This window comes from Novosphingobium sp. BL-S-33 (assembly GCF_056857025.1).
In genome coordinates, this window is record NZ_CM166475.1 from 1,153,370 (window position 1) to 1,178,281 (window position 24,912).

A 24,912-nucleotide genomic window follows, 5' to 3' on the forward strand; every position below is an offset into this window, starting at 1 on the left:
GAAAATTGCCCCGCACAGCTCGGAAAATCGATACGCCCCTTTGGGCGATTAGAGTTCCGGCGTAATAGCGAGCACGCTGCGCATGACGATGCGGACTAAGTCCGGTAAGCCTCTAGCACCAGTCTTTGCGTAGATCAGCTTTGAATACATTCGAGCTGAACCCACAGTCAATTTAAGTTCGCCTGCCGCTTCAGTAATTGACATTCCACGGCTGAGAGCCAGTGCCATTTTTGCCTCGCGAGGGGAAAGGTCAAACAGTTCCGCCAGTTGCTCCTGCCGATCGACCAGTAGCCAGTTGTCTCCATGGACATACGCGATCGCTGCTGGAGCTCGGCGCGTAGCGACCCATTTGCGACGGGCAGGAACTATCAACATGTCCAGCCAAGGCTCTCGGCATAACGAAATTGCGTGGGCTCGGCTGTTCGGATCGCGGGAAACTTGCTGAATTGCTTGCCAAAGGCGTGCGTTCACTTCCGGTTGGCTGGCCCGCAGGCTGCCGTCGCGCGCCCGCCGCAAAACCTTCGATGTGGCAAGGACATCTCCCGCTTGCTTGTCGAAATCGAGAACAGTGCCGTTGGCGTCCAGTGTGATCCATCCGAATTGCAGTCTGTGAACCGCATCGGCGTTAAGTGCAGAGGCGTAACTCTCTCGTTCTCTCCTGACGAAGCACTGAAGGGCGCCTCGCAAGGTTGGGGCGATGTGACGCAGAAGAGTCGCGTCTCGGGGCTCGAACTGTCCTTTGGATCGTGTCAACGTCAGCCACGCGGCAATGCCGCTCGGTTCGCATACCCGCATGTGTTGAACGGCGACGATGCCATGCAGTCCGAGCAACTGCGTGACTACCTCGTCACCGCGACCCTCGGCCGTCCGAACCAATTCGTCGAGTGAATAGGGTTCGCCATCCCGGTATGACTGGCGCCAAGGCATCGCCCCAGGTCCTGGCATCCCGCTGAGCGCGCTTTCCAGTGCGCTGGGATCGGCGGAGCCTGAAACGACTGTTCCCATCCTGGACCAGTGTTCGTCCGGGGGGTCGACTGCAAATATGACATGGTCGGCGCGCGTGAGGTGACGCAGGCGATCGACGAAGCCTTGCCATGGTGGGTCTTCGTAAATTCCGTCAAAGATAGCTGAAATCAAAGGAATTAAATTCGGATCGCTCATCTCGGGCACTCGGCAATCTCGGCATTACCAGATGGGAATGGAGAGCGCATGCATACCTCCTAAAACATTCAAATACAAAATTCGTCCGACATGAGGCGGATCAATAGGGGAGGATGATATGAGGGCTATTCGTCAGCTCGCCATGGTGAGCGTGAGCGTCGTTTCACTGGCTGCACCGGCATATGCACAGCAGGCACAAACAGTTCCGGATGCATCTCGTTCGGCTTCGGCGAGTGACCTCGAGATTATTGTCACGGCACGGCGACGTGACGAAGACCTGCAGGACGTGCCGCTGGTCGTCAATGCGGTGACTTCCGATACGATCGAGAAGCTGAATATTCGCGACTTTCGTGAGATTACAAATGTTGTTCCGGGCTTGTCTCTGGTTCCAAATGCGAACGGCATCGGCTCCAGCTCGTCGATGCGCGGCGTCAATCATGATGTGAACGTGTCAGGCGATAACGGCACGATTCAATATTACCTGAACGATTCGCCCGTCGGATCGGACTTCGTTTTGCAGGCCCTGTACGACATTGGCCAGATTGAGGTGCTTCGCGGCCCGCAGGGTACCTTACGAGGACGCGCAACTCCGTCAGGCTCAATCACGATCACGACACGCAAGCCGGACCTGTTCAATCCAGGCGGGTACATCGGCGGAACTCTCGGATCGGCCGATACCAAGAATTTTCAAGGCGCCATCAATGTGCCGATCGTGGAGGGCAAGCTTGGCGTGCGCATTGCCGGCCTTAGCGATGAAAATCGTGGGGACCGGGTATCCAGCGTAAACAGCGACATCAGCCCGTATCGCCAAACCCGCTCCATCCGTGCCAGCGCGCTAGCCGAACCGACCGATTTTCTGTCGTTGGGCTTCATTTACCAGGCGCTGCAAAGCAAGTCCCGTTCCTTCGATCAGGTTCAGTCGTTCAATGAACTCGATCCCAACTTCACGCCAACGGCGGGGGCCCCCGATTACGGCACCATCACGCCGGCTGACCGGCTCTCGATTTCATCTTATCCCAGGACAATGGCGCAGCATATCAAGTATTTCGGATGGGATGCTGGGCTGTCTTTCGCCGGCCAGAAGCTTATCTACACCGGTTCCCATACGTCCACGCGCTATGACCCCTTCACCGTAGTAGACATTGCCAACTTCTTCCCATCATTAGTGGTCGGTCAGACGACGCACACCCAAACGAGTGGCACTACTCACGAAGTCCGCCTCCAGAACGACGAGCGGGTTCTGGGCCTGTTCGACTATGTCGCCGGATATTTCCATCTGACTGGCCAGCCCGAGACTTCTTTGACTACCGATACGGTGCTGCGCTTCTATGGGCAGATCGCACCGGGAATTACGTTCCCGCTGCCGATCCCGCCCTCCGTGAACCACACCAACATTTATCTTCCGAAAGGGAATGGGTCGGAGGAATCCTTCTTCGGCAATTTGACGGTACATCTGGGTGAGTCCACCGAAGTGTCGGGAGGCTTACGCCATATCCGTTACGTCAATGACAGTGCAGGACTGTTCATCGGCTGCACCAAGGAAGTCTATCCTGACTGCACACAGGCGGCGGGATCGGAAAACGACTTCAAGAGCAGCACCACAATCTACAACGCGACGGTCCGGCACAAGTTTACCGACGACTTGATGGTCTACGCCTCGACCGGGAGCTCCTGGCGTCCGCAAGTGCAAGCGATCGGCGATTTTACCACCGCTCCCTATACGCCCAACGAACTTGCGCACCTGTATTTGGATTCTGAGACCTCCAAGTCCTACGAGATTGGATTGAAATCTGACTGGTTTGAGAAGAAAGTTCTTTTCAACGTTACTTACTATCATCAAAAATTCAAAAACTATCCCTTCCGCGCAGCTGGAAGCGGCGTCTATTTCATCAACGTTAATAGTCAGGGGGCAGAGGAGCGGGGACAGTTCAACTTCATCAGTGCTGTTCCGGTTACCGTGAATGGTGTCGAAGGTGAGGTCGCATTCAACCCTTCGGAACATTTCAGCATCACCTCAACATTCAATTGGTCGCAAAGCAAAATCGGTAACGCGCTACTGGCGTGCACCGATGCACTGATCAACGCGACTGGAGCGGTTGGTCAGGACGGGATAGCGGACACGGTTGCGCCGACTCTCGCCCAGATGCTGCAAGCTTATGGTGCCGAACGGTTGGCCCAATGCCCTGGCGGAGGGCAAAGTGCGACCTTCCAGCCTGACTGGAGCGGATCGGTGCGGGCTGAGTACAATCACCCCATCAACGACAGGATCAGCGGATTTGCCCGGGGATTGCTGGCCTGGAAGGGCAAGTCAGAAAACGATCCAAACAACCCTTATGACGATGTCGGCGCCTATGGTCTGCTGAATCTCTTCGGCGGGATAAGAAGTGCTGATGGAGCTTGGGAGATCTCGGCCTATGCCAAGAACATCACGAATGTGACGAAGATCGTCTCCCGCAATGCGACGCCCTACAGCACGTCGCCCACCGACGTATTTCTTGGTGCTCCCACGTTCCGCGTACCGGTTGGAGTTGCATCGACCACGCTGACGTCAGGGTACACCGGTCTGACAGTGACGCCGCCGCGCGAGTTCGGCGTGACCGCACGTTTCGCGTTCGGTTCTCGTTAAATCCACTCGGCAAAGCATTCACGATTGCCTGCGATCTCCCGCGATTCATCGTGTGAGATCGCACCGGGGCACTGTTTGGGGAGTGACTACCATCATGAAATTTGGCCGCCACCTAGTCGGGGCTGCGTTGACCACGACCGCCCTATGCGCCGCAGCGACAGGTTGCCTTTCACCTGCGCAGGATCGAAGTGGCAGTGGGGGCGCACAAAGTGGGCCGCACGAAACCGCGTATTTTCCCAAGTCGCCGACTGCCTGCGACAACCTTGCCTCCTTGAAATGGGACCATGCCACGATCACGAGTGCCAAGAGCCTCAAGGCCGGTGATCCCGTCGAAGGGGCCGTTCTTCCGCCGATCTCCGGCTTGGGAACCGGCGGGCCGGTAAAGGATGTTCCAGCTTTTTGTAGGGTTACAGGCGCCCTTCACCCTGAAGCAGGATCCGACATCGGCTTCGAAGTCTGGCTCCCGCTTCAAGGATGGGATGGCCGCCTCAACGGAGCGGGGAATGGCGGTTTCGCCGGTTCGATCTCGTACTTGGAACTAGCGCAGGCCATTAAGGCGGGGCAGGTAGGTGCATCGACAGATACGGGCCACAAGGCAAACGGCATCGATGCGGGATGGGCCAAAGACCATCCTGAGAGAGTTCGAGACTATGGATGGAGGGCGATTCACGAGACCGCAGTCATTGCCAAGCGCTTGAGTCTCGAACTTTTCGGACGCACACCGCATCATTCCTATTTTGTGTCCTGCTCGAACGGGGGACGGCAGGGACTGATGGAAGCCGCGCGCTTCCCGGACGATTATGACGGGATCGTCGCTGGTGCTCCGGCATCCTCTTTCACCCAGCTTGCCACCTCGATGCTGTGGACGGTTCGGGCGCAATCGGCGGAAGGCGCTCAGATCAAGGCCTCTCAGGCTGCATTTTTGAGGGATGAAGTGGTCCGCCAGTGTGACGCGCTCGACGGGCAGACTGATGGCCTGATCGCGGATCCGCGCGCTTGCAAGCCTGATCTCAGTAAGCTCTCGTGCAAGACGTCAAATTCCAAATCATGCTTTTCAGACCCACAACTCAAAGCGTTGAAGCAGATCTACGCCGGTCCGCAGGATCAAAACGGCAAACAGATCGCGCCGGCCTATCTGCCGGCCGGCGTGGAGACCGCAGACCCGGCTTATCTAGGTTGGGATGGTTGGATCTTTGCCGGCCCTGCTCCCCGGCTTCACGCGATTTTCTCAGGAGCTCTGCTCAAGGACTTTACCTCCACCCCGATCGCGACGGTGCAAAGTTTCGACTTCCAGAATGATCCGGCTCGGCTGCAAAAGATGGTCGGCAAGGATTTGAACCCGGGGGCCGATCTTGGGCGATACTTCGCCAGAGGCGGAAAACTGATCATTTATCATGGCTGGGGCGATGCAGCGGCGCCGCCGGAGCTTTCGATCGATTATTACGAGCAATTGCGCGCGGCGAGCAACTGGGCAGCTCAATCCATGCGCCTCTATATGGTGCCTGGCATGCAACATTGCTTCGGAGGAACGGGGCCAGCCAACTTCGGGCAGAATGGGGCGCCAGAACCTTCAGCCGATCCAGGCTCCAATGTTGCGGCGGCGATGCAGGACTGGGTCGAACAGGGCCGCGCACCCACTGGTATTGTCGGACGCATTCCCAATGCACCGAACCGGCAGCGGCTGATCTGTGCCTATCCGGCCCAGGCAAGGCTCAAGCAGGGCTCCGACCCCGATCTTGCGCAAAGCTACACCTGCAAATGATCCGAGTGCGGAGGTCGCCCGGCGCGGATATGTTTCGAATGAGGAATATCCTTTGAACTTCTCTCGAACGGGCAGGTTGTCCCGCACATTCTTTTTTGCGGGATCGGCTTCGCTGAGCTTGCTGTTGGCAACACCGTCGAGAGCTGGCGATGAGCCTTCACCCGCGACTGTCCAGCAGACGTTCCAGAATCCAGGGAAGGCCTATCGGCCGATGGTGCGATGGTGGTGGCCGGGCAACGACGTCACTCCGACAGAATTGCGGGGTGAGTTGGCTGCAATGGATGATGCGGGTTTCGGAGGTGCCGAAATCCAGCCCGTTTTCCTCAACTTTGCCAAAACACTGCCGGCTGACCGAGAAGCGCGTATCCGCAGTGTTGGCACCCCGGAATTCTTCCATAACGTCAAGGCCGCCGCACAGGCCGCAATGGCGCGGGGGATGTGGATCGACCTGACACTTGGGTCTGGCTGGCCGACGGGTGGTGGACCGCAAGTAACCCCAGAGCTGGCCCCCGTTGGGGTCGAGTATCGAACATATCACGTGGCGGGTGGCACGCGCGTGCGTCTCGTGCTGGAACTGCCCGCGACCTCGATCTCAGCCACCGGCTCATTCGTACATCAAGCCCTGGGCGATCCCGTGCAGCCCAACCCCGCAGGCTGGGACGAGCGTCTGAAGGCCAGGTCACGGACCCTTGCATTTCTAGCCTTCAAGGGGTCTACGCCAGCCTTCGCGCCATCGCCATTTCCCGGCGCGCAAGGTGCAGTTGCCACGCCGGGCGAGATGGCGCCTGGGACCACCATCGACCTCACAGCGAACGTCGACAAGCAAGGTTTTCTCGATTGGCAAGCGCCTCCTGGCGACTGGCAGATCATCGCCTTCGGGCGCGTTGCCCTGGCTGACCATGTCGTCGGCAACGCGATTCCCGGAGGCAGCCTTATCCTGGACCACATGAACGAACGGGCGTTCGACACCTACATGCGCGCCTTCGGGGAGCCTCTGGACTCTGCCCTGAAGGAAGGTGGTCGTTCTGGTCTGCGGGCACTCTTTGTCGATAGCCTGGAGATACCGACGCAGATCAATTGGAGCGACGATTTCCTGGAGGAATTTAGCCGTCGCCGGGGCTACGACCTTAGGGTCCATCTGCCGTATCTCATGCAATTTGGATATATCGACGGCTACAATTGGGGTTACAGCGGCCCGTTTTACGGCGGCGGACCACAAGGCGACGCTGTCCGCAGGGACTACTGGCGCACGGTGGGCGAGCTGATCGCAGAGCGATACTATGAGCCTCTCAACAAATGGTCGGCAGCGCACGGCATGCTTACCCGGGTCCAGGCCCACGGCGCGCCAGGTGATCTGCTAAGGATTTACGGCGCAGCTTCGATCCCTGAAACTGAGCAAATGATCGCCAACGGTGCGTTCGATGCGATGAAGATTGCCTCGTCGGCTGCCAACATTAACGGCAAGCGCATTGTCTCCAGCGAAAGTTTCGCCGCGATGGGGGATCCCTACTGGACCAACCCGCAGGCGCTGCTTGAGAAGACGGACGAGATGGTGGTCGCCGGTGTCAACCAGATCGTCTATCACGGTTACCCGTACAAGTACGACGATCGCGCCTGTCCTGGTTGGAGCCCGTTCAACACAGGTGTCGCGAACGGTAGTTTCGCAAGTTTCATGAACGAACGAAACACGTTCTGGCCCTACTTGAAGGCGATCAACGGATACATCGCCAGGCTCCAATACCTCTCGCAGGCAGGCGTCGACGTGGCGCCGGTGGCCGTACTGGAGAACCGAACCGGAATTGATATCCACCGCCCCGGGAACACGGCTTTGACCAATGCTCTCGTCGATAGCGGTTACCCGTTCGACTTCGTCAACGCGGATGCACTGGTCAGTGCCCACCTCAACGGCGGGCAACTCCAATTGAGCGGCGCCGCCTCATACAAAGCCGTGATCGTCCAGGCCGACTGGTTGCGTCCCGATGTGGCTGACGCCTTGGCCAGGGCATCCAACGCGGGCGTCAGCGTGATCTTCGTCGGAAAATTGCCCGCCTACAGCGAAGGTCTTGCCAACTTTGACGACCAGAGCCGCGGCGTCCAAACACGGGTTCAGGAAGTGCTCAAATCGTCTCAGTCTCGGTCCGTCCTGGACGAGAGTTTGGTGGCAAAAGCCCTGGCATCGAACCTGAAAGCCCCCGTCACCTTCATTGGCTCGCCGGGGATTCCCTATCTTCACAAGCGGATCGGTTCGCTTGAGACCTTCTTTTTCCGAAATCCTTCAGACCAGCCATTCAATGGCAGCGTCGAAATCTCAGCGCCAGGTCTGCCCCAGCAATGGGATGCCTGGACGGGTGCGATCACGAATATCCCATCGCGGATCGCCGGGGGCGGGATCCGATCAATTGCGCTGTCGGTCCCGCCCAAGGGCGCTATCCAGATCGTGTTCAATCCTGAGGGGAAGCCTGGGCTTCAGCAGAACGTGCTGCCTTCGATCAGCCGCAAAATTGCGTTCGATGGCCCTTGGGACCTCAATGCCAGCGGGCACGACGCGACAGGCCAGGCAAGCACGGCTACGATAAAATTGCCGGAGCTTCGCGATTGGTCGCAGTTGCCACAACTGCGGACATTCTCAGGCGCCGGTGAGTACCGTACGACGTTGAATCTGTCTGATCGGAACCTCGAAACCGATCACGAAGCCATTCTCGATTTGGGCGAAGTTGGCGATGTGGCGGAAGTGACGGTCAACGGCAAAGCCTTTCCCGCGCTGCTCAGGTCGCCTTACCGACTGGATATTTCCCGCGCCTTGCGAGCGGGCGAGAACATGGTTGCAATCAAGGTGGTGAATTCCTTGTCAAATGCGGCTGCTTCTCGCCCCCCCAGCGTGGATTTGCCCGAGGCCATGTGGCTCACCAACAATCTCAAGCCGCGTAAGAGTGGACTGATGGGACCGGTGACTCTGCAATTGGACAGTCAACCGTGAGGGGGGATCGCGAAGCTTCTCGCACATTGACGACCGATATCGGACGGGCGCTAGGGCCATGGGTCCGCGATACCGCCAGGAACCGGAATCGTGGGCGGCACTCCCGTGTCCACGCGCCTTGGCGGGGGCTCCGGAGCCCCCGCCACCTTTTGCAGTTTGGCTTGAAATGAAACGAAGCTGGGCAGCCGATATTGGATCGGCTTTCCGCAGTGCTCAGTCAGTGCGCGAACAGCTCGAGATCGATTGAATCGGCCAAGGCTTTGTAGCCCGCATCATTGCCGTGGAGGTGGTCACCCATGTGATAGCCCGCGCGAATGGCCTGAGGGTCGGACGGATCGGAGAGCACACGGTCGAAATCCAGCACCGCGTCGAATGCACCGCTGCGAATGAATCGATTGAGTTCCTGTCGAACCGCTTCGCCTTGCGCAGTCCAGTAGTCGGCACCTTTGAACGGTGCGATGGTCGCGCCGTAGACCTTGATGCCATGGGCATGTGCACGATCGATGATCTGGCGGTACCCTGCGATCAGGTGCGGCGCATCGGTCGCGCGATCCGGCATCGCCCTGATGTAATCGGCCGCAGGGCCCGATAGGGTTCCAAAGGCCGTGCCAATGTCGTTGACGCCCTCGAATACGATCAGAGCCTTGACGCCCGGGAGCGAGAGCACGTCACGGTCAAGGCGCGCCAGCGCGTTCTCACCCGCGCCATCGCCGAGCACGCGATTCCCACTTATCCCAGCATTGGCCACACCCCATACCTTGCCTCCGCGCGCAGCAAGGCGTTCGGCGAGGTAATCAGGCCAACGTTTATTCGCGTTTCGAGTAGATCCTGCGCCGTCGGTAATTGAATCGCCCAAAGTCACCACAGTTGCCGCGCTGGCGGGAGCATCGATTTCCACGCTCGCCACAAATGGACGCGTGTCGATTGTTTTTTCAGGCGTAAAGCCGGACGCGGTGAAATCGCCGGGCGGTGAAACCTCGGTATCGCTGAGCCCCATCATGTGGCACGTGCAGGGACCGGTGTCGCCTGGCAGGTATATAGTCACGGCAACGCGGGCCAAGGCAGGGACAGGCAAGGCTACCGCATCACTCAATAATGGCGCGCCTCTGGGCGCGGTGCCGGATGTTGCGCCGGCGAATGTGAGCATTCGTCCAGTCCCAGGGACTTCCCGCCCCCGTTCGTCGATCAGGGCAATTTTGGCGCTGCCAATTGTCAACGCCTTGAGACCATACGTATTCGAAATTCGGATCCGCACCGCTGATCCCCCGGCAGACAGCCTCATGATCTGGCGCAGTGTGCGATTCTCGAACGAAGGCGTTGCGGGAATTGGTCCGAGCCCGGGGTGGGGCTGTTGGGGAGCCGCCGACCAACTTGCGATCCATTCAGCATGAACCGGATTGGCACTCGTTACTGTGCCCACGACCAAGGCTGCCTGAAACGCAGCTGATACCCATTTCATCACTCTAGCCTCTGCCATTTTTTGATTTTTCGTCGCCGATTGAGCGAAAGCTCTGGCGACATTCATGGCTTCGCGGAACCGTCGCACATTGTCCAGTTAAATACTAACTGGTTGGTAGAGTAATCAAAAATCTGTTTCACGCTTCGTTGGGAACGGGGCGGTTCAGCCACGAAACCTTGGGCCTGTGTTCGTCGCCCATGAGCTTGCGTCCGAAACGCGCCATTGATCATCTCCCCGGTGGTGCTCGATTACTCCGTTCAAAGGCAAAGCAAGTGCCTCCGGAGAGGACGATTTCGTTTCAATGACCAGGCCACTGCACGCGATTGGAGGCTAAACCGGAGCGTCAGCTTTTAGGATTGCCCTAATGGCCCCCGTATGTCTGCATTCGGGCGATGCACGAACCGCTTCGCGGAGGGCGTAATCGGCGAGGTTCCTGCACGGATCGTGGGTCGCCCGGGGATTGAGCGTCGCGGGCGGTAGGTTGAGCATTCCGGCTCCTTTCAACCAAGGAGCCGAACGATGATCGAGTCTATTTCCGCCGCCCCCATCAGCCCGCTGCGCCAGCGCCTGATCGAAGACATGGAACTGCGCCATTTCTCGATCGAGACAAAGCGCAATTATATCCGCGACGTTGCACGCTTCGCGACTTGGCTTGGACGTCCTCCCGACAAGGCGACTGCGGAAGACCTGCGCCGTTTCCAGGTCGAGCAGCGCGAAGGGGGCATGCCGTCTCCCACCATGAACAGCGTCGTTGCAGCGCTGCGTTTCTTCTTCACGCACACGCTGGATCGACCGGATCTCTCCCGGCGGCTCTATCGTGAGAAGGTCGTGCGCAAATTGCCGGTCGTGCTGAGCCGCGAGGAAGTCGCGCGCCTGCTGCAGGCCACGACATGCCTCAAGCACCACGCCGCGCTGGCCGTTGCCTATGGCGCGGGACTGCGCGTGGCTGAGGTGTCGATGCTCAAAGTTTGCGACGTCGACAGCGAGCGCATGCTGCTGCGGGTCGAACGCGGCAAGGGCGGCCGATATCGCAACGCCATGCTCTCGGCCGACTTGCTCGCCCTCCTGCGCGAGTGGTGGAAGATCGGGCACCGTGAAGGCGTGATGCACCGCGACGGATGGCTGTTCCCCGGCCAGCACTACCTCAAGCCGATCAGCACCAAGCAGCTTCACCGCGTGGTCGTCGAAGCTGCCCAGTCCGCCGGGATCGCCAAGCACGTGAGCCCGCATACGCTGCGCCACAGCTTCGCCACGCACCTGCTCGAGGACGGGATCGATATCCGGATCATCCAGACCTTGCTCGGCCATGCCAAGCTCGAGAACACCGCCTTCTACACCAAGGTGGCAACACGCACCGTCCATGCCGTGGTCAGCCCGCTCGACAAGCTCGGGATCGTCGTTCCGCCACCAGTCGCACCTGACGGCTGAGCCGTTGCGCGCCTCGCTCGAGGTCGCCGATATCTTCCGCAGCGCTGGGCCCGGCTACAGGACTGCCCATGCCGGGCATCTGAGCCTGGCCCAGCTCAAGGTCATGGCGGCAATCGAGAACTGCCGCACCGCCGCGCTCGGCGGCCACATCGAAGCCTGCGTGGACTGCGGCCATTGGCGGATCGCCTATAACTCGTGCCGCAACCGGCACTGCCCGAAGTGCCAGGGCGCCGCCGCGCGGACCTGGCTGGAAGAGCGCGAGGCCGACCTGCTTCCGGTGGGCTACTTCCACGTCGTGTTCACGCTGCCGGCGGAGATCGCCGCGGTAGCCCTGCAGAACAAGTCCGCGATCTACGACCTGCTGTTCCGCGCCGCATCGGAGACGATGCTGACCATCGCCGCCGACCCCAGGCATCTCGGCGCCCGTATCGGCATCACCGCCGTCCTGCATACCTGGGGGTCGGCGATGACGCATCATCCCCACGTGCACATGATCGTCCCGGGCGGCGGCATTGCGCCCGACAATGCCCGGTGGATCTCGTCGCGCCCCGCCTTCCTTCTGCCCGTACGGGTCCTGGGCAAGTTGTTCCGGCGCCTGTTCCTGGCCCGGCTGATGCAACTGCACGGAGCGGGCCGGCTCTCCTTCTTCGGATCCATGACCCATCTGTCGGATCGCACAGCCTTCCTGCGGCATCTCAGGCCCACTCGCCGCAAGCGCTGGGTCGTCTATGCGAAGCCGCCCTTTGCCGGCCCGCAGGCCGTGCCCGCCTACCTGTCGCGCTACACGCACCGCGTTGCGATCTCGAACCAGCGCCTCCTGCGCTTCGACGAGACTGGCGTCACCTTCCGCTACAAAGACTATCGCCGCGATGGTCCCGAGCGACAACGCGTCATGACCCTGACCGCCGATGAGTTCATCCGCCGCTTCCTGCTCCACGTTCTGCCTCGCGGGTTCCACCGCATCCGACATTACGGCCTGCTTGCCAGTTCGTCCCGCAAGGCAAGCCTCGCCCTTGCACGGCATTTACTCGACGTCGCCCCATTGCCGCCAGCCTGCGCCCAAGAGGTTGCCACGGAACCGCTTCCGCCGTGTCCCTGCTGCGGCGGCCACATGATCGTCATCGAGACATTCACGCGCTGGTGCCAACCTCGCGCACCGCCACATACAGCCCTACAACACCGGGAAGCCGTTCCATGACCCGGCATGGACCGCGGCCTTCGTGGGCCAACGCGCTCTCGCTTTGGCCATGGGCCCGCCTTGCGCAAAATGGTCAGAGTGCTCCTCAAAACACTGGATCGACTGCTGGAACGCCTCGATGGGCGCCGATCAGAAGGCGAAATCAACCTCGACCGGTCCGTTCAATGGCGCTCGCGTCGCCGCTCCATCGCCATCCCGGCAGCCCAAAAAGCGAAATATCCATAGGCCAGTGAGTGGGGCCCGCGGGTTCGTGCCTCGGAGACTTTCGTACGCCTACCGGCGCCCGAAACTCTTCACGGTTGCCGACGGGCAACTTGAGGTGCGATCGATCCATTAACTCATGGCCGTTTCGCAAAGACGCCGTCTTCAAAGGCCCGGTTCCCGCCCTTCCCCGCGCCCTCAACGGGATTTAAGCACCCTGTCCGACAAGCGAAGACGCAAGGCATAATGGCCTCGACGGCCCCATCCAACCTCTACTCATCCAATAGTCTGACCGACCTATTTACCGAACGATACCGCACGCGGGTCCCCTATAAATTCCCAAGGGCAGTCGGGGATATCAGGGTGGACAGGCGGGATGCATTGCGGAGGCAGTGCGAGACTATCGAGGCTATCGCCAGTGCCGTGGCCATGGCGGGTATCGAACCGGGCATTCAGGAATACCTGATGGAACTCATCGGGAGAGCGAGGATCGTCGCCGCACTTGACGCGCCCGGCAAATTCCGCCGCCTTGCGATGGCGTCGGCCAGACAGCTCTACCGCGACGTGCAGTTCCTGCTCGCGCCTCCCGTGCTGTCCTGGTCGCTGCTGACCCGGATCGCAGAGGCAGACCTTGCTCTCTCAGTGCTTTCAGCACAGCCGAAGCGCCAACTGCCGGCCTGAAAATCGCACAAGCCGGCGGCCGCCCCATGGCCCGGCCTGCGGCTTCCACTCTCGATCAAAGTGCCGTCACGGAAAGAGCTTCAGCTGATCGGGATCTGGTATGGCAGGATAGTCCTCCAGGCGTTCCTTGATCGACTGGGCAAGCTCGGCTGCGGCCTTCATCCGCATGCGCTCATCGCGCATTGTGATGCCGACCCGCGCCCAGGCAGGCGCATTCAGAATGGCATCCGATAGCTGCTGGGCGTCGATTCGTTCCATACCCCAATAATGGAACAAATAAGGAACACAGTGCAAGCCCCTTGCAAGCCCTCCGCTCAATCGACATGAGCGCTGTTCGGAAAATCAGGGGCTTACATGAGCGACACGTGCGGGAATTGCGGCGCGGAAATCACGAGCGGCGGCATCATCAAGGGCCCAAATCGCCGGTACGGCCCCAAGCAGACCCAGATCCTGAACTTCGTCTCCGGCACGCAGTACGCGGAAATCTGCGAAAAGTGCGGGAGGGGTGAATATGAAGCCGTTATCCTCAACTTGAAAGCCGAGCGCCAGGCGTGCCAGGACTACCTGCAGGCCAACGTCATCGATTTTCCGATGATGACGATTTCGCAGGTCCCGCCGGGCGCCGATTGCCGCATCAAGTCGATGGTGACCGCGAACGTCACGGTTGGCACGGGCATGTTCAGCGAACTCAGCCAGGGCTTCTCCGACATGTTCGGTGCGACCAATGTCAATTCCGGCATGGCGCTCAAGGTCAACAGCGGTGAGGCGACGGCCCGCTCGATCCTCGTCACCAAGGCAATGGCGATGGGCGCGAACTGCATCATCGGTGTAGACGTCGACTACGGGACGACCGCCAACAACGCGGCAACCGTGAACATGCAGGGGACAGCGGTCACGATCCGCAACCTCGAGGCTATCCTCGACGAGGACGTGCTGGAGAAGTTCAGACAGTTCGAGGCATCGCTCGCCCGGGCCCAGGAAATCACCCGCTGGTTGGCCGGCGAATTTGAGGCCGAATAGCACATCTCGATCGCACTGAAGCCAAGCCCTAAGGAGCGCGACCTCCCCTGTATCTATGGCGACCTCGACCCTCCCGATAATCACCTAACCCCTTTAGATGATTGCAGAAGTACTCGGATCGTTCATATTGCCTTTCTTCCTTGCAGGAAGAAGGGAGCCGGAAGGTGGGAGCCGATCCCGGCAACGGCGGCAGGCTCTCCAAACCCCTGAGCCGCCGCCGTCCCTTATCCTCCTCGATCCCGGGCGGATCGCTCGGCGAGAGGATTGTGACGAGGCATGCGCAACCTCCCCGCCAATTCGCTGGTTACAAGGCTGGAGGTATCTGATGTCCCAGCCAACCAACGAAGTCCGCGCCGTCGCCGAACTCGATCTTGGTCGCTACCTTGGCACCTGGTTCGAGATTTGCCGGCTGCCGCTCAAATACGAGGATGCCAAGGCCACCGACATTACGGCGACATATTCGCTGAATGACGACGGCAGCGTTCGCATCGAAAACCGGCACATCGACGAGGATGGAAAGCCCGACAGGGTGATTGGCCAGGCGCAGGCCGTGGACGCCAGCAAGGCAAAGCTCAAGGTCAGCTTCCTGCCCGAATATCTGCGGTGGATCCCCTTCACCAAGGGCGACTACTGGGTGCTTGCGATCACGCCCGATTACGAGACCGCGCTCGTCGGAACGCCCGATCGCCATCACCTCTGGGTTCTGTCGAAGACCTCTCAGCCTCGCCCCGAAACGGTTGACGGCATGCTCGCGACAGCAACCGCCATGGACTTCGACCTGTCGCAGCTGATCTGGACCCTGCAGAGCGGAACTGTAGTGCCAGCCAGCGCATTCCCGGACTAATCTGATGACCTTGAGGCGGGCCGCCGCGACGAACGCTCTCGCGCAGCGTCACACCGGAAACGATCCCATTTCCCTCAACCATCGCCCAAAAAATGCGGGCATTGCGATCCATCGCCGTATTGGGCGCGCTGTCAGCCGAATGGGCTGCAAACATCACCGCCTGGGGCCACAAAGCGCCCCCATCTCGCTCGCCCGGTCGTCCCGGCTATGACAATATTTCGTACGATAATTTTCTCAATGTACTTGCGCTACGGCAGGGAATGTCCGAGATCGACTTCTCCAACTAAAATATTCGGGTACGATCACAACAAATGGCTGATGAAGCTCTACTTGCCCTCGCGGCCGACATCATTTCTGCACATGTCGGCAACAACGCCGTAGCATCGGACCAGCTGCCGCAATTAATCGAGACGGTCTATGCATCGCTCGCCGGTCTCGGCAAGGCTCCCGAGCCAGTCGCAGAAGAGCGCGTGCCCGCCGTCTCGATCCGCGCTTCGGTAAAGCCCGATGGAATCGTCTGTCTGGAATGCGGCTCGAAGTTCAAGACGATCAAGCGGCATCTCACGACGGACCACCGGCTCTCGGTCGACGAATACCGCAGCCGCTGGAACCTGCCGGCGAGCTATCCGACTGTCGCGCCCGACTATGCCGAGCGGCGCCGCGAACTTGCCAAGACCATCGGTCTCGGCCGCAAGAAGGGCACCAAGGTCAAGGCAGGAAATTCTGCGCACGCAAAGACCGGTGAAGCTCCGGTGCCCCCAAGCGAGCCGGCTGTTGGCGCAAAAGCGCCCCTGCCGGTCACCGCGAAAGCAGCAAAGGCGCACAAGGCACCCGTCGAAGAGACGCCGCCAGCACCCAAGAGCCGCGGACGCAAGAAGCTGGGAATTTCCGCCACGTAAACGACTGTCGGCGAAGTGCGGGAGTTTGGGTGCTCCCGGCTCCCGGCTCCCGAACTTCACATTCCCCGGATCATCAAGCGAACCGAAAGTAGTCCCATGCGTGCCATTTACGCAGCCTTGTGCTGTCCGCTCATTCTCGTTGCCGCGGCGACTTCCGCCCAGGTCAAGGACAGCCAGGGCAACGCGCTGAAGGTGGGCCTCCCCGCCAAGCCTTCTGCGGATTACGACGGCGGAACCATTGGCGCCGGCCGCGCGGCAAAATGCGTGTTCGACGCCGACGAACCGGAAGTCTGCACGTTCTATCCGCGCAACGGCAACGGTAGTTTTGCGATCGATGTCGCGCAGATGGCCTATTATGCCGACAAGGTCTCTGCCAACGAGATCGTCGTCGACTACGACAATGGCGCAAGGCTGGTCCCGCAAGGCAGGTTCACGCGCAGCCGCCAGGATCCTGCATGTTGGGTGCAAGGGACCGACCGCAAGATCTGCGTTTATTGATAGCCAGTTCGGTTCGGGCCGGTGCGTTTGCCGGGACCAAAAGGCTCCCGGAACCCGTGCGTGTGCACATCGCCAGGTTTGCGCATCAACCACCGATATTCGCCCGCCGCCATCGCCCGCGCTTCGCGGACAAGGCGGCGGATACGGGATCTGAGAGATTCCGATCCGCTGTCTTGCGCGGTGCGCTCGGTTCCGTAAAAAGCGTCCACTATTTGCGCGATGCTTGCACCATCGCTGAGCGCGTCACCCACTCTCAGCGCGTGTGCAAAGCGCTCCATCCGGGGATCCGGTGGGAACAGCGAGCTCGCGAAGCGCTTGTGACTGCACAGAGCCAGCAGTCGTCGGAGCGGCAGGATCCGGTGGCGGAGGGAATGCACGCCCGCCAATTTGTAATGGAGAACGACCGGCCCGTCCCGGAGCGTTCCGGCAACAACATCGAGGCGTATCCGATACGGTCCGTCCGCCAGGACAACGTGCTCGTACCCACCGGGCCCATTCACCAGGCTTAGCCATGCCTTGAAGCAGAGCGGATCGATCGCGTCCTGATCACCCGCGGGTACACGTTGCGCCTCGACCTTGAGAGCTCCGGGATCGAGCTCCGCGCTCCAGATAAGCTTAGCCCCGCAGGCACCGACTGCGGGGTCCTCGGCGAAAGTGAAGCCCCCATTTTCGGGTCACCTCCCCATCGCCTCCGCCCCGGGTTGCATCGCTTGCACAGTCGTACCATTCCACATAAGCGGGATCGCGGCGTAGCCATTCCCACATCAGCGCAGCACGATCGAGCTTGGCAAGATGGCGGTAGGGCGATGCATCGCGCCAATTCCGCTCATTGCCGCACCGGCCTGTCACAAGCTCGCGCGGCCTGCTCACCGCCTGCATGACAGTTGTGTGACACAGATCACATTGTCGCTCGTCGGAACGACGATATGTTGCGTACTACGTAGAAACGCGGATCGCGGAGGGAATGAGGGCCCGAGGCGATTTCGCACCAAAGCGGAAAGGACGGCTCGACGCGTCCTGGCGGCTTGAGACGCCGCGAAGAGCCGGGTCAGCGCATGGGCGTCACTTTTGCGTACCGGAAATACAAAGAGCTCATCCGGACAGCCGACGACTTGCACAGTCTTGACCTCACTCTCTGCGATATTACCCGCGATGTCGGCTGCGACTACTACGCGATCGGCCACCACACAGACTGGGGGTCCGGCCAATTGCAGGCCTTTCGGCTGCTTAACTACCCGAAGGAATGGATCGACTTCTACGACCGCAACGGCTTCGTCGGCCGCGATTTCGTGCACCGGGCATCGGGCCGCACGCAGAATCCCTTCCTCTGGCGCGAAGCTGCTGATTTCATCGAATACAGCGCCAACGACGAACGCTTCCTCGATCTTGCGCGGCGCCACGGCGTTTGCGACGGATTTACCGTTCCCTCGAACGTACCCGGCGAATTCCTGGGCTCGTGCACATTCGCCACGGCGCCGGGGCGTTCGCTCAACGAGGATGGTCTCATCCTCGCCCGGCTCATTGCACCCGAAGTCTTCGCCGCGGCGCGAAGACTGGTCGGCCTTGCCGAAGTCATGAAATGCATCGACTCTCCGCTCGTGACCGAACGCCAGCGCGAGTGCCTGATCTGGATGATGGCCGGCAAGACCGATTGGGAGACCGGGATAATCCTCGGGATCAGCCATCAGACGGTCCGGCGCCATCTCAACGAGGCCGGCAGAAGGCTGGGAGCGCTGAACAGACCATTGCTGGCTTTCCTCGCATGTCGGAACGGAGTGATCAGTTACCCCGAGGTGCCGTGCGGCTCCTATACACGGAACCGTGCATAGCGCCGGGCGAATTTCCTAGGGCAGTTTTGCGAACCTTTTCAGAGGAGGTTCGCTATGATCCATTGCCTGTCCAAATCTCCGAAGGTGAGCGAGCACGCCGTGCTTCGAAACATGTTCGAGGCGCGCAAGCGCGTCTTCATCGACCTTTTGCGCTGGGACCTGCCCGTACTTGCCGGCCGCTTCGAGCTTGACCAGTTCGACAACGAAGCGGCGATGTATATCGTCCTTACGGACAAGGATGGCGCGCACCGCGCATCGGCGCGCCTGCTGCCGACCACCGCGCCGCATATACTGGACACCTTGTTTCCGGCCCTGTGCGACGAGGCCATCCCGCGCGGGCCCACCACCATGGAAATCACGCGGTTCTGCCTCGAGCGTCGGTCGACGGCGGCCGAGCGGCGCGAGGCAAGGAACGAGCTCGTGCACGCCCTTGTCGCCTTCGCCCTCGCCAACGGCGTGGAGCGCTATAGCGGTGTCGCCGACCTGCCATGGCTGCGCCAGATACTGACATTCGGTTGGCGATCCCGCCCGCTCGGCATGCCCAAGATCGTGGACGGCAATACACTCGGCGCGATGCTCATCGGGATCGACGAGGACACCCCGACCCTGCTCGAACGCGGCGGCATCTACGCGCCCGCTCCTGATCGCGACGGCCATCGGGAGGTATTCCATGTTCACTGATCCGATGTCCCGCGAAGGCAGGGTCTCGGGCGAATTCTCGCCCGAACTCCCTGCATTGGTCGGCTATCGCGGGCATTTCGCATACCTCGCCAACTTGGAGGCCCGATCCCTCGCCAGCGTGTTCGATCCTCGCCGGACCGCGGAATTCGATGTGGACGACATGCCGCATTTCGAAAGCATTGGCGCGCCAGCCAGCCGCAGGCCGCTCCCATGAACGCAGGAACTACGACGGAGCGGGTCTACGACAGGCTCAAAAGCGCCATGGCAAGCGGCTCCCTCGCGCCTGGTGCGCGGCTGGAACCTGCCCGCCTTGCACAGGAATTCAACAGTAGCGCGACACCGATCCGCGATGCGCTGAATCGCCTCGCTGGAGAACGCCTTGTCGACACGCGCGCGAGCGACGGCTTTCACGTGCCAGCCGTCACCGAGATCGGGCTGCGCGATCTTTACCGGTGGAATGACGAACTCGTGCGAACGGCTCTGCGCGTGAGCCACGGATCATACCGCCCGATCTGTTCCGAGACCCAACCGGACGACGCAGCCGATCTGTTCGCATTCATTGCGGCTCGGTCGCGCAGCGCCGAGATCGTGATGCAAGTCGCATTGTCCAATGACCGCCTCGCTTACATTCGACAAATCGAATCGAGCATCATCCCGAACACTTTCGCCGAGATTCGGGCCATTAGCGAGTCCCTGAATCAAGGCGCAAGATCGACTAAAGTACTCATACAAGAGTATCACAAGGCAAGAATATCGATCATTCCAAAATTAATAATCGCCATTTTTCAAAACACGTCGTCTCGCAGATAACATTCGGTCTATATTTTCTATATATATTTCAAGTATTAACAGGAATGCCGTAAACTTCTCGTTGCCGCAATCCCGCGGCGATTGAACGAGGAGAAGTGACATGGAAAGGAATGACGATGTGATCGAACTCGGCGCCGCCAGCGTCGAAACCCAGGGCCACGGCGGCCTCAACCCGGATCTCGGCATCGGCGATCCGGTCGCGGGTCTCGCCGAAGACTGAGCAAGAGGGATGCGTGATACGTTCACGCATCCCTTTCGGCGTCCCCTGACTGTCGGATTATCGCCATGGCCTATGCACTGCACGGCGGCCTGTCCTTCTGCGTCACCGAAGACAGGCTCGTTTTCCTCGATCTTCCCTCCGATCGCTATTTCTGTCTCTCGCCTGCAATAGAAGCAGATTTCCGCAGGCGCATAGAAGACTCTCCCGTCGGCGATAGTGCTTCGCAGCCCTTGCAAGCCCGGAATCTGTCCGTCCCGGGATCGCGTCTGGAGGGCATTACTGAGTGCAACGCGCCGGCTGCCACGAGCGCGCTGCCAGGGGACAACGAGAGCTCGACGGCGCTTGGCGCCCTGATCGCCATTTCATGGATATTGAGAAGCCGGATGCAGTTGAAGCTGCGCGGTCTTGCCGGAACGATAGCGCATCTGGCGCAGCGCAAGGCATGCTTGCGAGAGGATTACTCGAGCGGAGATGCTCAGGCGCGCTTCGAGCACACACTATCCCATGTCGCCGGCTCATTCGAAACGGCTTCGGCGCTGATCGATACGCATGGACGCTGCCTGATTTGGTCCCTCGCCATCGCGCATCGCCTGCTTTCCCTTGAGATCAAGCCACTTCTGGTGCTCGGCGTACGCCTCACCCCATTCGCGGCACATGCATGGGTTCAAGTGGGCGGAACCCTGATTAACGAGCGCCCCGAGAGGACGGACAGGTTCACGCCGATCCTGATCGTATGAATGCGGGCCGCTTCCTTGCCGGCATTTCGCTTGCAGAGCCTGAACGCGAAAGAATGTTGGCCGCCGCGGCCGCCAACGATCTTGAAATCGTTTTCGACACGGCCGAGGTGATCGTTGCGGCTGGCAGTTCGACAGCAATCACCAACCTCGGCGAAGATGGGATAATTCTTGGAGCGCTTTATCAGTCCGGAACACACCAGGCGTTGCAATCGGTCTCGGCCGAAGCGCATCGCGCCATTGTCAAATCGGCTGGCACCAGATTGTTCGAGGCGTTCTGGGGCTCCTACCTGGGCATTGTAAGACTCCAGGGCGGCGCTTCGTTGGTACGCGGTCCGTTCGGCGCCCTGCCCTGTCTGTTTATGCGCTCCGGCTCCGGTGCAATCGCCGGATCGGACATCGACCTGGTCCGCGCCGCAAGTGGGCAGCCTTTCATTCTCGATTTCGAAGCCATCGGAAGGCAGCTGGTGTTTGCCGACATGCGCCTTGCTACAACGTCGCTTAACGGGATCGAGGAGCTCCGGGGCGGATCCCGGTTGCTCATAGAGCAAGCCGGGATCCGCCTTGAGGATATCTGGTCGCCCTGGTCCTTCGTGACGGCGAGGCGCAGTATCGACGATCTCGAGGATTCCACGCGCCGACTTCGACAGCTGTGCATAGCATCGGTCGCCACGCAGACTTTGCGGCTGACCAATCCACTCCTGATGCTTTCAGGCGGGCTTGATTCCTCGGTCCTTGCTGCGAGCCTTGCCGCCGACGGGCGCAGCTTCTCCTGCCTCAACCTCGCAACACGCGATCACGGCGGCGACGAACGGGACTTTGCCCGCCGGGTTGCCGGCCACATCGATCGCCGCCTTGTGGAGCGACCAATGGCGGTCCCCGAATACGACTTCGCGCGCATCGGTGCTGCACGCACGCCCCGGGCCGTGGCGAGAGGTTACCAGCAACTGGCCTTCGAGATCGCCTCGCAGGTGGCCGAAGAACTGGGATGCGACGGCATTGTCGACGGCGGCGGGGGCGATAATGTGTTCTGCTCACTGCGTTCCGTATCGTTCGCCGCCGACTGCCTCATGGAACCGGGTGGCATACGCCATTTCCGCAGGGTATGCGGCGACATCGGCGGGCTGGCAGGGGTGTCGCGCTGGCGGATTGGCTGGAAAGCGCGGCGACGCGCATGGGCGAGACCTCGCCCCTACAAGTTGCAAGCGGACACCCGCCTGCTGGCGCGGGACTTTCAACCACAGGCAGCCGGCACCGAAAGCCATCCCTGGCTCGTGCCGCCCAATGAAGCGCTCCCGGGGCGCGGCGCCCACATTGCAATCCTTATTGCGGCACAAGGCTACGTCGAAGATGGCCCCCATGGCACCAAAATGAACTGCATCGCTCCGCTGGTGACCCAGCCGCTGATAGAGCATTGCCTCGCTATTCCCAGTTGGCACTGGTTTGGCCGCGGCAACAACCGCGCCGCAGCACGGAACGCCTTCGAGGGCCTCCTGCCGCCGGAAGTCGCCTGGCGACATGGCAAAGGCAATCCCGAAAGCTTCCTGTTCGGACTCCTTGAGAGGAACAGGAAAGCCATGACCGAGCATCTTCTTGACGGTGTTCTGGCGAGCGCGGGCGTGATCGACACGACCGCACTCGCCAGGGCGCTAAGGGACACGGAGCGCCTGAAGGGAACGATCTACGGGCGGATCCTGCAACTGGTCGATGCGGAATCCTGGGCACAAGGGATCATGGCGAGCTAGCTGCGCGGGCTGTGCCTTTGGCGGCGCCATTTGCAGCGTCACGTGCTGCGCGAAGCTTGTCCCACCGGGCATATTGGTCCTGCTTCGCCGGATCGGGATCGCGCTGCCCCTGGAGCCAATAGGCGAACCAGTCGATACTGCGCCGGTAAACCGCCAGACGGTGAGCGGGTTGCCACTTGTCGTGGTACTCGTCGGGATAGACGAACATCTCCGCGGGTTTGCCGGCTTCCCTAAGCGCTCCGAACGCAGGAAGGGCCAGATGGCTTTCCCGATCGGCAAGCTGCATGAGGATCGGCGTGTCGATCTTGCGCGCGTTCACCGAAAGCGACACCGGCCGCCAATAGTCGCGATCGTTGTCTACCGATGGCGGCAGACCGATCTTGATGTTGTGATCGCCCCACGCGAAGCCGCCCAGCACCATCGAACTCAGCATATCGTCGCAGCAGGTACTCATTGCAGCCGCAGCGAAGCGCCGCGAATTTACGAGCGCGAATTCGATCGTCGAAGCCCCGTCGCTGAGCCCGCTGATGCCGATCCGGTCAGGATCGACGAAACCCGTCGCGACGGCCTTGTCGACACCGCGATCCAGCGAAGAGAAAATGCTCCGCCGCTCTGCCCACCCCTTGAACTGCGCGGTCAGGGCCTCGTCCCAATCCGTTACGCCCGGCGTTATCGTCGACACGCTCGGCGGGCGTTCGAAGGTCAGGACAGCGAAGCCTTTGGCGGCAAGCGGGAAGACGGGATAGTCATCCCCGGTGCCACCGCGCAGGAATCCCATGCTGTGGTACTGAGTGATGACCAAAGGCAGCCGCGACTTCCCATCATAGCCGGGCGGCAGCACGAGATCCGCCCAGGAAGGAAGCCCGCGATCGTTACTCCAGCGCAGTCTCTGAACCTTGCCCAGCCTGAAACGGGCAAATTCGGGATTGGGATCGAACACGGTGCGGCTCTTGCCTGACTTCAGATCGATCGCAACGACACGCCGGGGCATGACGGCATTCTCCCGGCCGCAGACCAGTTCGCCGCCTGCGAGCAGGCATCCGGTGAGAGCATCCAGCGTACGAGTGATCAAACGCACTCGGCCTGCCCCAGGCGTCCAGCGATAGAGCGCCCATTCCTCGTTGTTCCACCCCTGCCGGCGCAGGAACACCAAAGAAGTACCCGCGCTGTCCCACCAGGTCTGGACGATCCGTCCAGCACATTCTGCCTGCGTGCAAGCCTGCTTCTCCCTTCCGGGAAGCAAAGCCCAAAGCCTCTGGTCGCTTCCCGGATTGGCGCCCACCCGCTCGGTCCACGCCGACGCGCCGTTAGCCGCGCGCACTTCCAACTCATAGAAGCCTCCGACAGCGGGCGCGGGGATCACGCGCACGCGTTCGTCCTCGCTCGCCGCCCTCGTCGTACCGCTCGCAAGTTCGACAGTGAACGCCACAGGGGGAATGTCCTGAACCCAGGCGCGTGGGTCCCAGGACTCGTTGGGGAGAATGCTCGAGTCATAGAGCCATCCGGAGCGACCAGCCGCCTCCGTCCGGCGTCTAGACTCGAGCTCCCCTGGCCTGGCGAGGTAGGTTAATTGCGACCCGTCGGGCGACCAGGAGAAATCTTCGACATCGATCTCGGAATGCGTCGAGGCAGAGGCTCCGCTGCCATCGACTTTCGCGAGGTAGATCTGCGTCACACCGCCCACCTTCTTGCGATAGGCGATGATCTTGCCATCGGGCGACCAGGCTGGAGTTATCAGTTCGGTGACTCCGGATGTGATGTAGAGACCGCGATAGACGCCTCTCGACAACGGGAGAGCCCCACCGATATCCACGACGCGCGCTTGCTCCCGGGTGGGGACGTTCCTTCCATCCATTGGCACAACCACCAGCGCACTGCAGATCGTGTTGTCGGTGGGTTCGCTGCGCGTAACCACGAAGGCGAGATGCCGTCCGTCCGGCGAAAGCGCGAACGGCGAGACCGTTCCGGATATGACATCCGGAAAGCCGATCACGCGGAGCCGGACAAGATCCTCGGGCGATACGTCGCGATGCTCGTGCGCCGCTGTCAGGGCTTGGGCCGGCAATACGTCGTCGCAGGATGCAAGGGCGGGCTCTACAGCAAAGCTCGCGATGGCAAGCGCGAGCAGGCTGGTCATCG

At 60.7% G+C, this 24,912-nt stretch carries 23 protein-coding genes; 17 read left to right on the forward strand and 6 right to left on the reverse strand.

All coding sequences use genetic code 11. The annotated features are described in order from the left end of the window. Positions 1-48: 48 nt before the first annotated feature. A complete protein-coding gene (locus AC1VVM_RS21725) occupies positions 49-1,161 on the reverse strand; it encodes a helix-turn-helix transcriptional regulator (protein ID WP_482956437.1) in 1,113 nt (370 codons plus the stop codon). 118 nt (positions 1,162-1,279) lie between these two features. Here AC1VVM_RS21725 and AC1VVM_RS21730 point away from each other — a divergent pair, with 118 nt between their 5' ends. From AC1VVM_RS21730 to AC1VVM_RS21740, 3 genes are all read left to right on the forward strand, one after another. Next, positions 1,280-3,787: a TonB-dependent receptor gene (locus AC1VVM_RS21730; protein WP_482956438.1), complete on the forward strand. Its 2,508-nt coding sequence runs from the start codon at positions 1,280-1,282 to the stop codon at positions 3,785-3,787. A 94-nt stretch (positions 3,788-3,881) separates the two neighbouring features. Further along, on the forward strand, positions 3,882-5,549 hold the full coding sequence (locus AC1VVM_RS21735) for a tannase/feruloyl esterase family alpha/beta hydrolase (RefSeq protein ID WP_482956439.1): 1,668 nt from the start codon (positions 3,882-3,884) through the stop codon (positions 5,547-5,549). Positions 5,550-5,601: 52 nt separating this feature from the next. Further along, entirely contained in the window at positions 5,602-8,526 is a 2,925-nt protein-coding gene (locus AC1VVM_RS21740; protein ID WP_482956440.1) for a glycosyl hydrolase, read from the forward strand. Between the two features lie 217 nt (positions 8,527-8,743). Here the strand turns inward: AC1VVM_RS21740 and AC1VVM_RS21745 are convergent, their stop codons facing one another. Next, positions 8,744-9,673 (reverse strand): SGNH/GDSL hydrolase family protein, encoded by a 930-nt coding sequence (locus tag AC1VVM_RS21745; protein WP_482956441.1) that lies wholly within the window; start codon positions 9,671-9,673, stop codon positions 8,744-8,746. Between the two features lie 831 nt (positions 9,674-10,504). On the opposite strand from AC1VVM_RS21745, the gene AC1VVM_RS21750 reads away from it, so the two are divergent. The 3 genes from AC1VVM_RS21750 to AC1VVM_RS21760 all read left to right on the forward strand — a co-directional run bounded on the left by AC1VVM_RS21750 (position 10,505) and on the right by AC1VVM_RS21760 (position 13,493). Continuing rightward, positions 10,505-11,413 carry a tyrosine-type recombinase/integrase gene (locus AC1VVM_RS21750; protein WP_482956442.1) on the forward strand — a complete coding sequence of 303 codons (909 nt, stop codon included), beginning with the start codon at positions 10,505-10,507 and terminating at the stop codon, positions 11,411-11,413. A gap of 4 nt (positions 11,414-11,417) precedes the next feature. Further along, positions 11,418-12,611 (forward strand): IS91 family transposase, encoded by a 1,194-nt coding sequence (locus tag AC1VVM_RS21755; RefSeq protein ID WP_482956443.1) that lies wholly within the window; start codon positions 11,418-11,420, stop codon positions 12,609-12,611. A gap of 564 nt (positions 12,612-13,175) precedes the next feature. Then, complete coding sequence (locus tag AC1VVM_RS21760; RefSeq protein WP_482956444.1) at positions 13,176-13,493, forward strand: hypothetical protein; 318 nt, start codon at positions 13,176-13,178, stop codon at positions 13,491-13,493. A 66-nt stretch (positions 13,494-13,559) separates the two neighbouring features. On the opposite strand, the gene AC1VVM_RS21765 is transcribed toward AC1VVM_RS21760, so the two are convergent. Then, complete coding sequence (locus tag AC1VVM_RS21765) at positions 13,560-13,751, reverse strand: DUF6771 family protein (protein ID WP_482905846.1); 192 nt, start codon at positions 13,749-13,751, stop codon at positions 13,560-13,562. A gap of 96 nt (positions 13,752-13,847) precedes the next feature. On the opposite strand from AC1VVM_RS21765, the gene AC1VVM_RS21770 reads away from it, so the two are divergent. The 4 genes from AC1VVM_RS21770 to AC1VVM_RS21785 all read left to right on the forward strand — a co-directional run bounded on the left by AC1VVM_RS21770 (position 13,848) and on the right by AC1VVM_RS21785 (position 16,754). Continuing rightward, the gene (locus tag AC1VVM_RS21770; protein WP_482956445.1) at positions 13,848-14,513 is read left to right on the forward strand and encodes a heavy metal-binding domain-containing protein; all 666 of its coding nucleotides are present in this window, start codon (positions 13,848-13,850) and stop codon (positions 14,511-14,513) included. Between the two features lie 325 nt (positions 14,514-14,838). Then, the gene (locus tag AC1VVM_RS21775; RefSeq protein WP_482956446.1) at positions 14,839-15,357 is read left to right on the forward strand and encodes a lipocalin family protein; all 519 of its coding nucleotides are present in this window, start codon (positions 14,839-14,841) and stop codon (positions 15,355-15,357) included. Positions 15,358-15,668: 311 nt separating this feature from the next. Then, entirely contained in the window at positions 15,669-16,256 is a 588-nt protein-coding gene (locus tag AC1VVM_RS21780; RefSeq protein WP_482956447.1) for a Ros/MucR family transcriptional regulator, read from the forward strand. 96 nt (positions 16,257-16,352) lie between these two features. After that, a complete protein-coding gene (locus AC1VVM_RS21785; RefSeq protein ID WP_482956448.1) occupies positions 16,353-16,754 on the forward strand; it encodes a hypothetical protein in 402 nt (133 codons plus the stop codon). On the opposite strand, the gene AC1VVM_RS21790 is transcribed toward AC1VVM_RS21785, so the two are convergent. Continuing rightward, positions 16,748-17,254, reverse strand: coding sequence for a DNA -binding domain-containing protein (locus AC1VVM_RS21790; RefSeq protein ID WP_482956449.1), 507 nt, complete (start codon positions 17,252-17,254; stop codon positions 16,748-16,750). The genes AC1VVM_RS21785 and AC1VVM_RS21790 overlap by 7 nt on opposite strands. A gap of 115 nt (positions 17,255-17,369) precedes the next feature. Then, the gene (locus AC1VVM_RS21795; RefSeq protein WP_482956450.1) at positions 17,370-17,633 is read right to left on the reverse strand and encodes a transcriptional regulator domain-containing protein; all 264 of its coding nucleotides are present in this window, start codon (positions 17,631-17,633) and stop codon (positions 17,370-17,372) included. A gap of 176 nt (positions 17,634-17,809) precedes the next feature. On the opposite strand from AC1VVM_RS21795, the gene AC1VVM_RS21800 reads away from it, so the two are divergent. The 7 genes from AC1VVM_RS21800 to AC1VVM_RS21830 all read left to right on the forward strand — a co-directional run bounded on the left by AC1VVM_RS21800 (position 17,810) and on the right by AC1VVM_RS21830 (position 22,773). Then, on the forward strand, positions 17,810-18,583 hold the full coding sequence (locus AC1VVM_RS21800) for a helix-turn-helix transcriptional regulator (protein ID WP_482956451.1): 774 nt from the start codon (positions 17,810-17,812) through the stop codon (positions 18,581-18,583). Between the two features lie 54 nt (positions 18,584-18,637). Further along, positions 18,638-19,264, forward strand: coding sequence for an acyl-homoserine-lactone synthase (locus tag AC1VVM_RS21805; protein ID WP_482956452.1), 627 nt, complete (start codon positions 18,638-18,640; stop codon positions 19,262-19,264). Then, positions 19,254-19,478 (forward strand): hypothetical protein, encoded by a 225-nt coding sequence (locus AC1VVM_RS21810; RefSeq protein ID WP_482956453.1) that lies wholly within the window; start codon positions 19,254-19,256, stop codon positions 19,476-19,478. The genes AC1VVM_RS21805 and AC1VVM_RS21810 overlap by 11 nt, the downstream gene beginning before the upstream one ends. Then, on the forward strand, positions 19,475-20,074 hold the full coding sequence (locus AC1VVM_RS21815; protein WP_482956454.1) for a GntR family transcriptional regulator: 600 nt from the start codon (positions 19,475-19,477) through the stop codon (positions 20,072-20,074). The genes AC1VVM_RS21810 and AC1VVM_RS21815 overlap by 4 nt, the downstream gene beginning before the upstream one ends. A gap of 100 nt (positions 20,075-20,174) precedes the next feature. Then, positions 20,175-20,294 carry a benenodin family lasso peptide gene (locus AC1VVM_RS21820; protein WP_482956455.1) on the forward strand — a complete coding sequence of 40 codons (120 nt, stop codon included), beginning with the start codon at positions 20,175-20,177 and terminating at the stop codon, positions 20,292-20,294. A 65-nt stretch (positions 20,295-20,359) separates the two neighbouring features. Then, positions 20,360-21,031: a lasso peptide biosynthesis B2 protein gene (locus AC1VVM_RS21825; RefSeq protein WP_482956456.1), complete on the forward strand. Its 672-nt coding sequence runs from the start codon at positions 20,360-20,362 to the stop codon at positions 21,029-21,031. Continuing rightward, on the forward strand, positions 21,028-22,773 hold the full coding sequence (locus AC1VVM_RS21830) for an asparagine synthase-related protein (RefSeq protein ID WP_482956457.1): 1,746 nt from the start codon (positions 21,028-21,030) through the stop codon (positions 22,771-22,773). Before AC1VVM_RS21825 ends, AC1VVM_RS21830 begins: the two co-directional genes overlap by 4 nt. Here the strand turns inward: AC1VVM_RS21830 and AC1VVM_RS21835 are convergent. Next, positions 22,760-24,910 carry an Atxe2 family lasso peptide isopeptidase gene (locus AC1VVM_RS21835; RefSeq protein WP_482956458.1) on the reverse strand — a complete coding sequence of 717 codons (2,151 nt, stop codon included), beginning with the start codon at positions 24,908-24,910 and terminating at the stop codon, positions 22,760-22,762. The two genes, AC1VVM_RS21830 and AC1VVM_RS21835, sit on opposite strands and share 14 nt — an antisense overlap. Positions 24,911-24,912: the final 2 nt, after the last annotated feature.